Annotated in this window: 11 protein-coding genes, 2 tRNA genes and 1 rRNA gene; 11 read left to right on the top strand and 3 right to left on the bottom strand. The window is 68.9% G+C overall.

The window, feature by feature from the left end; genetic code table 11:
* Window positions 1–4: 4 nt before the first annotated feature.
* Genes AC0OLQ_RS29535 through AC0OLQ_RS29525 form a run of 3 tightly spaced genes read left to right on the top strand, consistent with a single transcriptional unit; the run spans window position 5 to window position 3,098 of the window.
* Window positions 5–1,747, top strand: a complete 1,743-nt coding sequence (locus AC0OLQ_RS29535) for a replication initiator (protein ID WP_484528949.1) — start codon at window positions 5–7, stop codon at window positions 1,745–1,747.
* Entirely contained in the window at window positions 1,744–1,962 is a 219-nt protein-coding gene (locus AC0OLQ_RS29530; RefSeq protein ID WP_484528948.1) for a helix-turn-helix domain-containing protein, read from the top strand. The genes AC0OLQ_RS29535 and AC0OLQ_RS29530 overlap by 4 nt, the downstream gene beginning before the upstream one ends.
* Window positions 1,962–3,098 (top strand): tyrosine-type recombinase/integrase, encoded by a 1,137-nt coding sequence (locus AC0OLQ_RS29525; protein WP_484528947.1) that lies wholly within the window; start codon window positions 1,962–1,964, stop codon window positions 3,096–3,098. Before AC0OLQ_RS29530 ends, AC0OLQ_RS29525 begins: the two co-directional genes overlap by 1 nt.
* 92 nt (window positions 3,099–3,190) lie before the next feature.
* Here the strand turns inward: AC0OLQ_RS29525 and AC0OLQ_RS29520 are convergent.
* A tRNA-Gly gene (locus tag AC0OLQ_RS29520) sits at window positions 3,191–3,264 on the bottom strand.
* A gap of 147 nt (window positions 3,265–3,411) precedes the next feature.
* On the opposite strand from AC0OLQ_RS29520, the gene AC0OLQ_RS29515 reads away from it, so the two are divergent.
* From AC0OLQ_RS29515 to clpX, 5 genes are all read left to right on the top strand, one after another.
* A tRNA-Pro gene (locus tag AC0OLQ_RS29515) sits at window positions 3,412–3,485 on the top strand.
* Between the two features lie 144 nt (window positions 3,486–3,629).
* Window positions 3,630–4,976 (top strand): trigger factor, encoded by a 1,347-nt coding sequence (gene tig / locus AC0OLQ_RS29510; protein ID WP_484528946.1) that lies wholly within the window; start codon window positions 3,630–3,632, stop codon window positions 4,974–4,976.
* Between the two features lie 174 nt (window positions 4,977–5,150).
* Entirely contained in the window at window positions 5,151–5,792 is a 642-nt protein-coding gene (locus tag AC0OLQ_RS29505; RefSeq protein WP_088960728.1) for an ATP-dependent Clp protease proteolytic subunit, read from the top strand.
* A 10-nt stretch (window positions 5,793–5,802) separates the two neighbouring features.
* Window positions 5,803–6,465, top strand: coding sequence for an ATP-dependent Clp protease proteolytic subunit (locus AC0OLQ_RS29500; protein WP_013288034.1), 663 nt, complete (start codon window positions 5,803–5,805; stop codon window positions 6,463–6,465).
* A gap of 213 nt (window positions 6,466–6,678) precedes the next feature.
* On the top strand, window positions 6,679–7,974 hold the full coding sequence (gene clpX / locus AC0OLQ_RS29495; protein ID WP_357343875.1) for an ATP-dependent Clp protease ATP-binding subunit ClpX: 1,296 nt from the start codon (window positions 6,679–6,681) through the stop codon (window positions 7,972–7,974).
* Window positions 7,975–7,997: 23 nt separating this feature from the next.
* Here clpX and AC0OLQ_RS29490 read toward each other — a convergent pair whose 3' ends face one another.
* Window positions 7,998–8,621, bottom strand: coding sequence for a helix-turn-helix domain-containing protein (locus AC0OLQ_RS29490; RefSeq protein WP_484528945.1), 624 nt, complete (start codon window positions 8,619–8,621; stop codon window positions 7,998–8,000).
* 41 nt (window positions 8,622–8,662) lie between these two features.
* Between AC0OLQ_RS29490 and AC0OLQ_RS29485 the strand changes: the two genes are divergently transcribed.
* On the top strand, window positions 8,663–9,496 hold the full coding sequence (locus AC0OLQ_RS29485; RefSeq protein ID WP_357343871.1) for an EamA family transporter: 834 nt from the start codon (window positions 8,663–8,665) through the stop codon (window positions 9,494–9,496).
* A gap of 40 nt (window positions 9,497–9,536) precedes the next feature.
* The gene (locus AC0OLQ_RS29480) at window positions 9,537–10,334 is read left to right on the top strand and encodes a carbon-nitrogen hydrolase family protein (RefSeq protein ID WP_484528944.1); all 798 of its coding nucleotides are present in this window, start codon (window positions 9,537–9,539) and stop codon (window positions 10,332–10,334) included.
* An 8-nt stretch (window positions 10,335–10,342) separates the two neighbouring features.
* Here the strand turns inward: AC0OLQ_RS29480 and AC0OLQ_RS29475 are convergent, their stop codons facing one another.
* A complete protein-coding gene (locus AC0OLQ_RS29475; RefSeq protein WP_357343867.1) occupies window positions 10,343–10,570 on the bottom strand; it encodes a hypothetical protein in 228 nt (75 codons plus the stop codon).
* Window positions 10,571–11,225: 655 nt separating this feature from the next.
* On the opposite strand from AC0OLQ_RS29475, the gene AC0OLQ_RS29470 reads away from it, so the two are divergent.
* Window positions 11,226–12,740: ribosomal RNA gene (locus AC0OLQ_RS29470) — 16S ribosomal RNA — on the top strand.
* Window positions 12,741–12,918 lie beyond the last annotated feature (178 nt).

Genomic DNA, 12,918 nt, shown 5'->3' with positions numbered 1-12,918 from the left:
GCCAATGACCCTCACCCCGACGCTGCCCGGCCTCGAACCCGCCGCCTCTACCTCCCGTTCGGAGGACCCGAGGCCGGGTTCCCGGGCTGCCCGCCTGCTCATGCCCCGCTCCGTCGACGTCGTCAAGGACCTGGCCGCTGACTACGGCGTCTGCACCCGGCCCGTCAGCCTGCGCCGCACCGACCTCGACAGCGGGCAGACGGAAGTCATCGACATGCCGTGCGGGGCCACCCAAGAGGCCAAGTGCCCGGCCTGCGCCACCCGCGCGCGGAAGCTGCGGCAGCAGCAGATCCGCGAGGGATGGCATCGTACCGACGAACCCGACCCCGGCCCCGAACCGGCCACCGAGGCGCAACGCGGTCTGATCGTCGCCCGCGCGCATCTGGAATTCGCCCGCGACGAAGCCGCCCGCGCGTCGCAGTGGGATCAGGTAGTCGACCTGGACGACGCGATCGCGGAACTGGAAGGCCAGATCACCACCGAAGGCATGCGCGGTCGACCCGCCCCACCGCACGCCACCGACGACGACCAGGAGGGCGACGGCAGGCGGCGGGTCCGCTCCACCAAGCGGCGGCAGGACGCCCCCGACCTGCCCCGCCTGCCCGTCGAGAACCGCACCATCGGGCGGACCTTCGAGGGGTACGCCGGGATGGTGTTCCGGCCCTCGCTGTTCCTGACCCTCACCCTCGGCTCCTACGGGCGCGTCCACTCCGACGGCACCCCCGTCGACCCCGACGCCTACGACTACCGGCGGGCCGCCTGGGACGCGGTGCACTTCCCCCGCCTCCTCGACCGGTTCTGGCAGAACCTGCGCCGCGCGGTCGGCTGGAACGTGCAATACGCCGGAGCCGTCGAGCCGCAACGCCGGCTGGCCCCGCACGCGCACTTCGCCATACGGGGCACCATCCCTCGCGCGCTCATCCGGCAGGTCGCCGCCGCTACCTATCACCAGGTGTGGTGGCCCTCGGTCGAGCAGCGGGTCTACGAGCCGGGAAGGGCGCCGCAATGGGACGCCGACGCGGGTGGCTACACCGACCCCGACACCGGCGAGCTGCTGCCGTCGTGGGATGACGCCCTGGACCTGGTCGACGCCGACCCCGACGCCCAACCGGTCCACGTCGTCCGCTTCGGCGTCCAGGTCGACGCCAAGGGCGTCCTCGCCGGGACCAAGGACGCCGATCGGTGCGTCGGCTACATCACCAAGTACCTGACCAAGCAGGCCGCCGACTGCCACGACGTGACCACCGGCCGACAGCGAGCGCACCTGGAACGGCTCTGGCAGGAACTGCGGCACACGCCGTGCTCGGAGCGGTGCGCCAACTGGCTGCTCTACGGCGTCCAGCCCAAGAAGGTCCGACCGGGGTTGAAGCCGGGCAACTGCAAGAACAAGGTCCACAAGCGGGACACCCTCGGCATCGGCGGCCGGCGCGTCCTCATCAGCCGCCAGTGGTCCGGCAAGACCCTCGCAGACCACCGGGCAGACCGCCGGGAGTGGGTCAAGGCACTGCTCGGCGTCACCACCGACGCCGACACCGCCCCGGCCGGCTCCGACACCGTGCGGCACGCCTGGGAACTCGCCAAGCCAACTGACCCCGACGTCCCGCCCCTGGGCCACCGGGTTCTCCGGGCGATCTCCGAACGCATCCAATGGCGCGCACAACTCGACGCCGCAAGACGGGCCGCCGACCCGCCCGACGTTTCGGCAACTGACCCCAGCCCCAGGAGTGGAGAGGAGTCCCGACCGTGACAGATGACCTGCTGACCGCTGGTGAGGTGGCGACCCGCCTCCGCGCGACACCTCGCTTCGTGCGCCGGCTGGTGGCTGAGCGGCGCATCGCCTACGTCAAGGTCGGGCGCTTCGTGCGATTCGAGCCTGCTGCCGTAGCCGCCTACATCGAGGCCAACCGGGTCGTGCCCATGACTCGTGCGCAGCTGCGGCGGCAATTCGCGGAGGTGGCTTGATGCCCGCGCGCGGTGGTCGCCGTCGCTTCGGCAACGTCCGTCAGCGGTCGTCAGGTCGATGGCAGGCCCGGTACGTCGGCCCGGACGGATTGACCCGGACCGCGCCGCACACCTTCGCCACGGAGAAGCAGGCAGAGAAGTGGCTCACCCTGGTCGAGTCGGAGATCATCCGGGGGGAGTGGGTAGCCCCAGAAGCGGGCGAGATTGAGCTCTCCGCCTACGGGCAGCGGTGGATCGCTGAACGCAAGCTCGCCCCAAGGACGCGGCAGGGTTACGAGTTCCTGTTCACGCGGCAAGTCGTGCCGTACCTCGGGCACCTGACGCTTGGGGGGATCAAGCCGGCGACGATCCGGGCGTGGCGTAAGAAGCTCTTGGATGCCGGCGTGCCGGAGCCCCAGGCGGTCAAGGCGTACGCGCTGCTGCGGGCCATCCTCAACACGGCGGTGCGTGAGGATGAAATCCTTCGGCAGAACCCATGCCGGATCAAGGGTTACGACCAGTACCACACCCCGGAACGACCGACCGCCACGATCGCCCAGGTCTACGCCCTGGCCGATGCGATGCCTGCTCGGTTCTCGGCGCTCGTCGTGGTCGCGGCGCTTTCGGGACTGCGGTGGGGCGAGCTGGTCGCGCTGCGCCGCCGGGACATCGACCTCGACGCCGGCACCGTCCGGGTCACCCGCAAGCTCGCCGCCCTCCGGAGTCATCTGGAATTCGGGCCGCCCAAGTCGGCGGCCGGGGTCCGTGTCGTCGCCCTGCCGGCCGCCGCCGTGGAAGCCTTGCGGGCGCATCTGGCCGAGTTCACTGCCGTCGACGCTGACGCCCTGGTCTTCACCGGCGACAAGGGTGCGCTGCTGCGATCCGGCAACTTCGGCCGTGCGGTCAAGTGGACGCGGACGGTCGCCTCGGTGGGCCTTCCTGGCTTCCACTTCCATGACCTGCGGCACACAGGGAACACCCTCGCCGCAGCCTCTGGCGCGAGCACTCGCGAGCTGATGCAGCGGATGGGGCACGCGAGCATGCGAGCGGCGTTGATCTATCAGCACGCGACCAGCGAGCGGGACCGCGAGATCGCCTCGGCCATGGACCGGCGGATCGTCCGGCAGGCCCGGCGCAAGGGCGGCCGGAGCAGCTAGTGGCCCACGGATGGCCCACAAGATCGAAGCGGGGGAGTGGCCGACCGGCCCAGGATCGGGGGATGCATCCTCTGACCTGGGCCGGAGGCTGTTGGAGCGGGCGACGGGAATCGAACCCGCACCGTCAGTTTGGAAGACTGAAGCTCTGCCATTGAGCTACGCCCGCGTCCGCCCCGCTCTCGCGGGACGCGCCCGACAGCCTACCCAATCCCGGAACCGGACGCGCAGCCCCGTACGGCGCGGCGCGCCGAGCCAGGTCGCATGCCCCGGTGACCCTCCGGTGGGCCCGGACGGCATACACTCTTCGTCGCCACGGGGTGTGGCGCAGCTTGGTAGCGCACTCGCTTTGGGAGCGAGGGGCCGTGGGTTCAAATCCCGCCACCCCGACTGTCGTTCGCGCCGGGTCGTCCGGGAACCGCCGATTTTTTCCGCGCGGTACCCGGGCGCTGCCGATGCCGCAGGCCGGCTCGCCTACACTCGATGCGCGCAAACACGCCCAGACTCAACTGAGATCCGTCAAGGAGTACGCCTGTGAAGAGCACCGTCGAGACTCTGAGCCCGACGCGCGTGCGGCTCGCCATCGAGGTGCCGTTCGTCGAGCTCGAGCCGAGCCTCAGGAAGGCGTACCGGGAGATCGGCCAGCAGGTCCAGGTTCCCGGCTTCCGCCGGGGCAAGGTTCCCGCCGCCGTGATCGACCAGCGGGTGGGCCGGGGCACCGTCCTCAACGAGGCGGTGCAGGAGGCCATCCCGCAGAACATCCTGGCCGCGGTCCGCGAGCACGACCTGAAGACGCTCGGCCGCCCGGAGGTCGAGATCACCGAGTTCAACGACGGTGACTCGCTCAACTTCACCGCCGAGGTGGACGTCCGCCCGGAGATCATCCTGCCGGACCCGGCCACCATCGAGGTGACCGTGGACGAGATCCAGATCGCCGACAGCGAGATCGACGAGCAGGTCAACAGCCTGCGCGAGCGGTTCGCCACGCTGAAGACCGTGGAGCGGGCCGCCCAGGAGGGCGACTACGTCCAGATCGACCTGAACGCCACCGTCGACGGCGAGGACGTGCCGGGCGGGCAGGCGAGCAACATCTCGCACGAGGTCGGCAGCAAGCAGCTCCTGCCGGGCCTGGACGAGGCGCTGGTCGGCCTGGCCGCCGGCGACAGCACCACCTTCTCCACGCAGCTGGTCGGCGGCGACTACGCCGGCCGGGACGCCGACGTGGCGGTGACCGTCCGCACGGTCAAGGAGAAGGAGTTGCCCGAGCTCAACGACGACTTCGCCCAGCTCGCCAGCGAGTTCGACACCATCGAGGAGCTCCGCGCCGACCTGCGTGAGCGGGTCACCCGGGGCAAGCAGGTCGAGCAGATCTACGCCGCCCGGGACAAGGCTCTCGAGCAGATGGTCGCCGCCGCCGAGGTGCCGGCGCCGGAGGGTGTCGTCAAGGAGGAGGTCGAGAGCCGCAAGGCCGCGATGGTCGACCAGCTCGAGCGCATCGGCGCCTCCCTGGAGGAGTACCTCGCCGCGGAGGAGAAGACCGAGGAGCAGATCGACACCGAGCTGACCGAGGCCGCCACCGAGGGCGTCAAGGTCCAGCTCCTGCTGGACACTCTCGCCGACGCCGAGGACGTCCAGGTCTCCGACGACGAGTTCGGTCACGAGATCGTCCACCGCGCCCAGCGCGCCGGGATGGCCCCGCAGCAGTACTACGACCAGCTGGTCCGCTCCGGCGCCGCCCAGGCCGTCTTCGGTGACGTCCGCCGGGGCAAGGCGCTCGCCTCGGTGATGGAGAAGATCAAGATCAAGGACGCGGCGGGCAACGAGGTCACCCTCGACGCGCTGCGGGCCCAGAACGAGGCCGAGCACGACCACCAGCACTGATCGTCGGGTGTCGGCCGCCCGTCCCGCGCTGTGCGCCGGGCGGCGGCCGAAACCCTTATCCGGGTACGCCCCGCGGGTGACTGCGCTGAGAGCGAACAGTGCCCCGACCGGGAGTACGGCCCCCGGCTGAGCGGTTAGTGTCGGGTAGGACGGTACGGAGAGCGAAGGGCTGCCATGACCGACATGCACATCCCCAAGAAGTCGCTCCGGGCGATCGAGGCCCGTGGTGGCGACTCCATTGGCAACCTCGACGACTCGGTCTACAACCGGTTGCTCAAGGAGCGGATCATCTTCCTGGGCAGTGAGGTGACCGACCAGGTCGCCAACCGCATCTGCGCGCAGCTGCTGCTGCTCGCGGCGGAGGACCCGGACCGCGACATCAACCTCTGGATCAACTCGCCGGGTGGCTCGGTCTACTCCGGCATGGCGATCTACGACACCATGCAGTTCATCGACAACGACGTGTCGACGGTGGCCATGGGCATGGCCGCGTCGATGGGCCAGCTCCTGCTCTGCGCCGGCACCAAGGGCAAGCGCTACGCGCTGCCGCACGCGCGGATCATGATGCACCAGCCCTCCGGTGGCCTCGGCGGCACCGCGTCGGACATCGCGATCCAGGCCGAGCAGATGCTCTACACCAAGCGGATGTTCCAGGAGCGGGTCGCGCACCACACCGGCCAGAGCCAGGCGCAGATCGAGGCGGACTCGGACCGGGACCGCTGGTTCACCGCCCAGGAGGCCATGGACTACGGCTTCATCGACAAGGTGATCATCGGGGCCGCGCAGGTTCCGGATGGCGCCGGGACCCTGAGCTGAGGAGCTGACGATGACCGACCTGAGCCTGCCGCCCCAGTTCGCGGCCGTGCACAACCGTTACGTCCTGCCGTCGTTCGTCGAGCGCACGTCGTACGGGATGAAGGAGTCCAACCCGTACAACAAGCTCTTCGAGGACCGGATCATCTTCCTCGGCGTCCAGGTGGACGACGCGTCGGCCAACGACGTGATGGCCCAGCTGCTGACGCTGGAGGGCACCGACCCGGACCGCGACATCATCATGTACATCAACTCGCCGGGTGGTTCGTTCACCGCCATGACGGCGATCTACGACACCATGCAGTACGTCCGCCCGGACATCCAGACCGTCTGCCTCGGCCAGGCGGCCAGCGCGGCGGCGGTGCTGCTCTCGGCGGGCACCCCGGGCAAGCGGATGGCGCTGCCCAACTCCCGGATCATCATCCACCAGCCGGCCACCGAGGGCGGCTACGGCCAGGGGTCGGACATCGAGATCCAGGCCCGGGAGATCCTGCGGATGCGGACGCAGCTGGAGGACATGCTGTCCCGGCACTGCAACCGCCCCATCGAGCAGGTTCGCAAGGACATCGACCGTGACAAGATCATGACGGCCGAGGAGTCCAAGGAGTACGGGCTGGTCGACACGATCCTGACCAGCCGTAAGAAGGGTCTGCTGGCTTCTCACGCCGCAGGCTGAGCAGTGCGAGTTCGGAGGTCGGTCGGGGCGGTGGTCCCGGCCGACCTCTGACACACCCGTTTTGGGGGTCGGAGAAACCTCCGGCAGCGGGTAACGTCGGGTCTGTGCCGCTTCGCTGGCTCGGACCGGCGAGTGGGACGACAGGACGGACGGGCGCGCGGCGCTCGCAGGTCAGGGCCGGCGTACCGGCCGACGAGTGCAGGGAGAACGTAGGTGGCACGGATCGGTGACGGCGGCGACCTACTCAAGTGCTCCTTCTGCGGCAAGTCGCAGAAGCAGGTCAAGAAACTCATTGCGGGCCCAGGGGTCTACATCTGCGACGAGTGCATCGATCTCTGCAACGAGATCATCGAGGAGGAGCTGGCCGAGTCCGGCGAGGTGAAGTGGGAAGAGCTTCCCAAGCCGATGGAGATCTGCCAGTTCCTCGACAACTACGTCGTCGGTCAGGAGCAGGCCAAGAAGGCGCTCGCCGTCGCGGTCTACAACCACTACAAGCGGATCCAGGCCGAGGCCGCGGGCGCGCCGGGCTCCGGCAGCGACGGCGTCGAGCTGGCCAAGTCCAACATCCTGCTGCTCGGCCCGACCGGGTGCGGCAAGACCCACCTGGCGCAGACGCTGGCCCGGATGCTCAACGTCCCGTTCGCGATCGCCGACGCCACCGCGCTCACCGAGGCGGGCTACGTCGGCGAGGACGTGGAGAACATCCTCCTCAAGCTGATCCAGGCCGCCGACTACGACATCAAGCGCGCCGAGACCGGGATCATCTACATCGACGAGGTCGACAAGATCGCCCGGAAGTCGGAGAACCCGTCGATCACCCGGGACGTCTCCGGTGAGGGCGTGCAGCAGGCGCTGCTGAAGATGCTCGAGGGCACGGTGGCCAACGTGCCGCCGCAGGGCGGGCGGAAGCACCCGCACCAGGAGTTCATCCAGATCGACACCACCAACGTGCTGTTCATCTGCGGTGGCGCGTTCGCCGGCCTCGACCAGATCATCGAGGCCCGCACCGGCTCCGGCGGCACCGGCTTCGGCGCCCGGCTCCGGTCGGTCTCCGAGCGGTCGACCGATGACATCTTCAGCCAGGTCATGCCGGAGGACATGCTCAAGTTCGGGCTGATCCCCGAGTTCATCGGCCGGCTCCCGGTGATCACCAACGTGCGCAGCCTCGACCGCAGCGCGCTGGTCCGCATCCTCACCGAGCCGCGCAACGCCCTGGTCCGGCAGTACCAGCGCCTCTTCGAGCTCGACGGCGTCGAGCTGGAGTTCGAGGAGCCCGCGCTGGAGGCCATCGCCGACCAGGCCATGCTCCGCGGCACCGGCGCCCGCGGCCTGCGGGCGATCATGGAAGAGGTCCTGCTCTCCGTGATGTACGAGGTGCCGAGCAACCCCGACGCCGCCCGGGTGCTCATCACCCGCGAGGTCGTCCTGGAGAACGTGAACCCGACCATCGTGCCCCGCGAGTTCACCGGCCGGCGCGCCCGCCGGGACCGCGAGGAGAAGTCGGCCTGACCGCCGTCGCGACCGCGCCCGGGTCAGCTCGGGCGCGGTCCGCGTGACCGGGTCCGCCGGTCCCACTCGCCCGACGGGGTGACCGCCACCATCACCAGCCGCGCCGGCTCGTCGCCCGCCGTGCGGTAGCCGTGCTCGCGGTCGGCGTGGAACTCCACCGTCTCGCCGGCGCGCACCTCGTGGTCGACGCCCTCGACGGTGACCGTGACGGTCCCGGCCAGCACGTGCAGCACCTCCCGGGTGCCGCGCGGGTGGTCGGGGGAGTGGTGCGCCTCGCCGGGCTGCAACCGCCACTCCCAGAGTTCGACCAGGTCCGGCTCGCCCAGCCCGCTGAGCAGCCGCGCGGTGCCGCCGTGCTCGCCCCGCCACAGCACCGGCGCGTCGCCCGCCCGGGAGACCCGTACGGTGCTCTCCTCCGCCGGTTCGAGCAGCCGGGCGATGTTGACGCCGAACGCGTCGGCGACCCGGCAGAGGGTGCCGACGCTCGGGTTGGTCCGTGCCCCCTCGATCTGCACGAGCATGCCCTTGCTCACCCCGGACCGGCCGGCCAGTTCCTCGAAGGACCAGCCGCGGGCGGCCCGCAGCTCGCGTACCTGTCGGGCCACCGCGGAGGTCACCGCGCCCACCCGCCCTCCGGCGTCGGTCATCACACTATCCTTCGCGGTCAATATTGTGGTACGACTGCCTGATGTTCCCCATTGTGCTCGCCGCGGTCTCCGCGGTCGCGTTCGGCACGGCCGACTTCTCCGGCGGTAAGGCGTCCCGGCACGCCGACCCCATCGCGGTGACCGTCGTGTCGCAACTGCTCAGCGTCCCGCTGCTGCTCGCCCTGGTGCTGATCGTGCCCGGCACGCCCGGGCCGCTCGACCTGGCCTGGGGGCTGCTCGCCGGGGTGGCCGGCGCGGCCGGCGTGATGCTGCTCTACAAGGCCCTCGCCGGCGGCGTGATGGCGGTCGTCGCACCGGTCACCGCGATCACCGCCGCGGTCGTGCCGATCGTCGCCGGGCTGGTCACCGCAAACTCCCCGGGCACGCTCGCGCTCGTCGGCGCCGGTCTCGCCGTGGTGGCCATCGCGCTGGTCAGCCTGGGGGAGGGCGGCGCCACGGGGCGGGTGTCCGGCCGGCTGATCGGCATGGCGCTCGGCGCCGGGCTGCTCTTCGGGATCTTCTTCGCGCTGCTCGGCCAGGCCGACGAGGGCGCCGGCATGTGGCCCGTCGTCGCGGTACGGGTCAGCTCCATCGCCTTCGGCCTCGCCCTCGCCGTGCGCACCGGCGTACGCCTGCGGCTCGAACCGCGGGTGCTCCGCTGGGCCGCGGCGGCCGGCCTGCTGGACTCGGCGGCCAACGCTCTCTTCCTGGCCGCCGCCGGCCGGGGCCACCTCAGCGTGGTGGCCGCCATCGCCGCGCTCTACCCGGCGAGCACCGTGCTGCTCGCGCTCGCGGTCGACCGGGAACGGCTCCGCCCGGTGCAACTGGCCGGGCTGGGCTTCGCCGCCGGCGCGCTCGTGCTGGCGAGCGTCTGAGCCCTGTCGCCACCCGCCGTCCGCCCGTACGCTGAGCGTCATGCGCGTTGCCGTCTGTCAGCTCAACGCCCGTGACGACCGGACCGCCAACCTCGCCGCCGCCGAGGCCCTGCTGGCCCGGGCCGCGGCGGCCGGCGCGGATCTCGCCGTCCTCCCGGAGTACGTCGACTACCTCGGCCTCGCCGCCGGCATGCCCCCCGCCGAACCGGTCGACGGCACGGTGGGGCGGTTCTTCGCCGACGCCGCCCGCCGGCTCGGCATGTGGGTGATCGCCGGCTCGTTCCACGAGGCCGGGCCGGACCCCGAGCACACCTGGAACACCTCGCTGGTCTTCGACCGCGACGGCGCGCTCGCCGCCAGCTACCGCAAGATCCACCTGTACGACGTCGAGATCCCCGGCCGCGTCTCCTACCAGGAGTCGGCCACCGTGGCGCCCGGTGAGAAGCCTGTGGTGGTCGACGTGGAAGGGCTCCGGGTCGGCCTGTCGATCTGCTACGACCTCCGGTTCCCCGAGCTCTACCGGCAGCTGGCCGGCGACGGCGGCGCGGAGCTTCTGGTCGTGCCGGCCGCGTTCATGATGCACACGGGGCGCGACCACTGGGAGGTGCTGCTCCGGGCCCGGGCGATCGAGAACCAGTGCTACGTGGCGGCCGCCGGCCAGACCGGAGACCACGAGCCGGGGCGGACCTGCTTCGGGCGCAGCATGGTGGTGGACCCGTGGGGGACCGTGGTCAGCCAGGTTCCCGACGGCCCGGGAGTCGCGGTCACCGAGCTGGACCTGGACCGGCTGCGGACCATCCGCGTCGAGGTGCCGAGCCTCGCCAACCGTCGGCTCTGAGCCCCCGCTCAGCTCTCCAGGAGCACGCCGATCACGGTGAAGCCGGCGATCGCCGCAGCGGTGACGAGCAGGGCCGTGGTCATCCGGGAGGGACCGCGCCGGACGAGGCGTCCCACCGACGCCAGGACGACGACGAGCACGAAGGCGCCGATGACCAGCTGCCAGAACGGCAGCAGGAGCCCGAGCAGGGCCTCCTCGGCGAGCGTCGCCGCCGGGAACCGGGACACGTCATCCATGCCAGCCACTCTGGCACGGATGAGCCCGTGGTGGCCCCGTCCGATCCCCGTTTTCCGCCGGCAGGGTCCCGCGGACACCCCGCTGGCGGGCACTGACGATCATTGATTTGCCTTCTCGGGGCCGCCCGCGTAACTTTCTCTCTGCACGCGGGAGGCCGGACAAACCGGCCGACAACGGGCGGCCAGGCTGGTGGCGGTGACGCCGAGCCAGACTGAGGATCTGGGCGGTGCGAGCGACTCCGGGAAACACGGGGTTGCGATCGCGAAGCCGACCGGGTAGAGTGCGAAAGCCGGCAGGGAGCCGGGCGGGTGGCCGCGAAAGCGGCGATCGGCCGGTCCGCCGGAACCCACGACAGCAACGACCGCCAGTTACGGCGTGCGTCAGCGTGGATCGGACCGAACCATTGATCACCTCAAACACGAGGTTGACAGCGAGGAACGGGCCGGGTAAGTTAGAGAGGTTGCCCCGGATGGGGGTCCTGCTGGTGCGGGGCTTTCGGATGGTGTGTGGTTGTTCTTTGAGAACTCAACAGGGTGCTTGTTAAGCCAGTGCCAAATTGATTTATACCCCGGACTGGTCAGGCCTTTTGGTTTGGCTGGTTGGGATTCCTTTGGCAACACTTTTGTTGTCAGGATGATTGTTCAACAAAGTTTTTTGTTGGAGAGTTTGATCCTGGCTCAGGACGAACGCTGGCGGCGTGCTTAACACATGCAAGTCGAGCGGAAAGGCCCTTCGGGGTACTCGAGCGGCGAACGGGTGAGTAACACGTGAGCAACCTGCCCTAGGCTTTGGGATAACCCCGGGAAACCGGGGCTAATACCGAATATGACCTGGCCTCGCATGAGGCTTGGTGGAAAGTTTTTCGGCCTGGGATGGGCTCGCGGCCTATCAGCTTGTTGGTGGGGTGATGGCCTACCAAGGCGACGACGGGTAGCCGGCCTGAGAGGGCGACCGGCCACACTGGGACTGAGACACGGCCCAGACTCCTACGGGAGGCAGCAGTGGGGAATATTGCACAATGGGCGGAAGCCTGATGCAGCGACGCCGCGTGAGGGATGACGGCCTTCGGGTTGTAAACCTCTTTCAGCAGGGACGAAGCGTAAGTGACGGTACCTGCAGAAGAAGCGCCGGCCAACTACGTGCCAGCAGCCGCGGTAAGACGTAGGGCGCGAGCGTTGTCCGGATTTATTGGGCGTAAAGAGCTCGTAGGCGGCTTGTCGCGTCGACTGTGAAAACCCGCAGCTCAACTGCGGGCCTGCAGTCGATACGGGCAGGCTAGAGTTCGGTAGGGGAGACTGGAATTCCTGGTGTAGCGGTGAAATGCGCAGATATCAGGAGGAACACCGGTGGCGAAGGCGGGTCTCTGGGCCGATACTGACGCTGAGGAGCGAAAGCGTGGGGAGCGAACAGGATTAGATACCCTGGTAGTCCACGCTGTAAACGTTGGGCGCTAGGTGTGGGGGGCCTCTCCGGTTCCCTGTGCCGCAGCTAACGCATTAAGCGCCCCGCCTGGGGAGTACGGCCGCAAGGCTAAAACTCAAAGGAATTGACGGGGGCCCGCACAAGCGGCGGAGCATGCGGATTAATTCGATGCAACGCGAAGAACCTTACCTGGGTTTGACATGGCCGCAAAACCGGCAGAGATGTCGGGTCCTTCGGGGGCGGTCACAGGTGGTGCATGGCTGTCGTCAGCTCGTGTCGTGAGATGTTGGGTTAAGTCCCGCAACGAGCGCAACCCTCGTTCGATGTTGCCAGCGCGTTATGGCGGGGACTCATCGAAGACTGCCGGGGTCAACTCGGAGGAAGGTGGGGATGACGTCAAGTCATCATGCCCCTTATGTCCAGGGCTTCACGCATGCTACAATGGCCGGTACAATGGGCTGCGATACCGTGAGGTGGAGCGAATCCCAAAAAGCCGGTCTCAGTTCGGATCGGGGTCTGCAACTCGACCCCGTGAAGTCGGAGTCGCTAGTAATCGCAGATCAGCAACGCTGCGGTGAATACGTTCCCGGGCCTTGTACACACCGCCCGTCACGTCACGAAAGTCGGCAACACCCGAAGCCGGTGGCCCAACCCTTGTGGAGGGAGCCGTCGAAGGTGGGGCTGGCGATTGGGACGAAGTCGTAACAAGGTAGCCGTACCGGAAGGTGCGGCTGGATCACCTCCTTTCTAAGGAGCACCTTCACCCGAAAGGGTGTAAGGAGCCCGCGGCCCGCGAATGTCGGGTCGGGGTGCTCAATGGCGGAGACACTGGTTAGTCGGATGCCGGCAACGGTTACGGATGTCTAGTAGACGCCCTTCGGGGTGCAGGAACGACGGATGTGATGCGGCTGGGTTCGGCGTAAAG

This window comes from Micromonospora sp. Utrum1 (genome assembly GCF_057197805.1).
The sequence above is the reverse complement of the archived record's forward strand: the minus strand, read 5'-3'. Positions and strand labels throughout refer to the sequence as shown.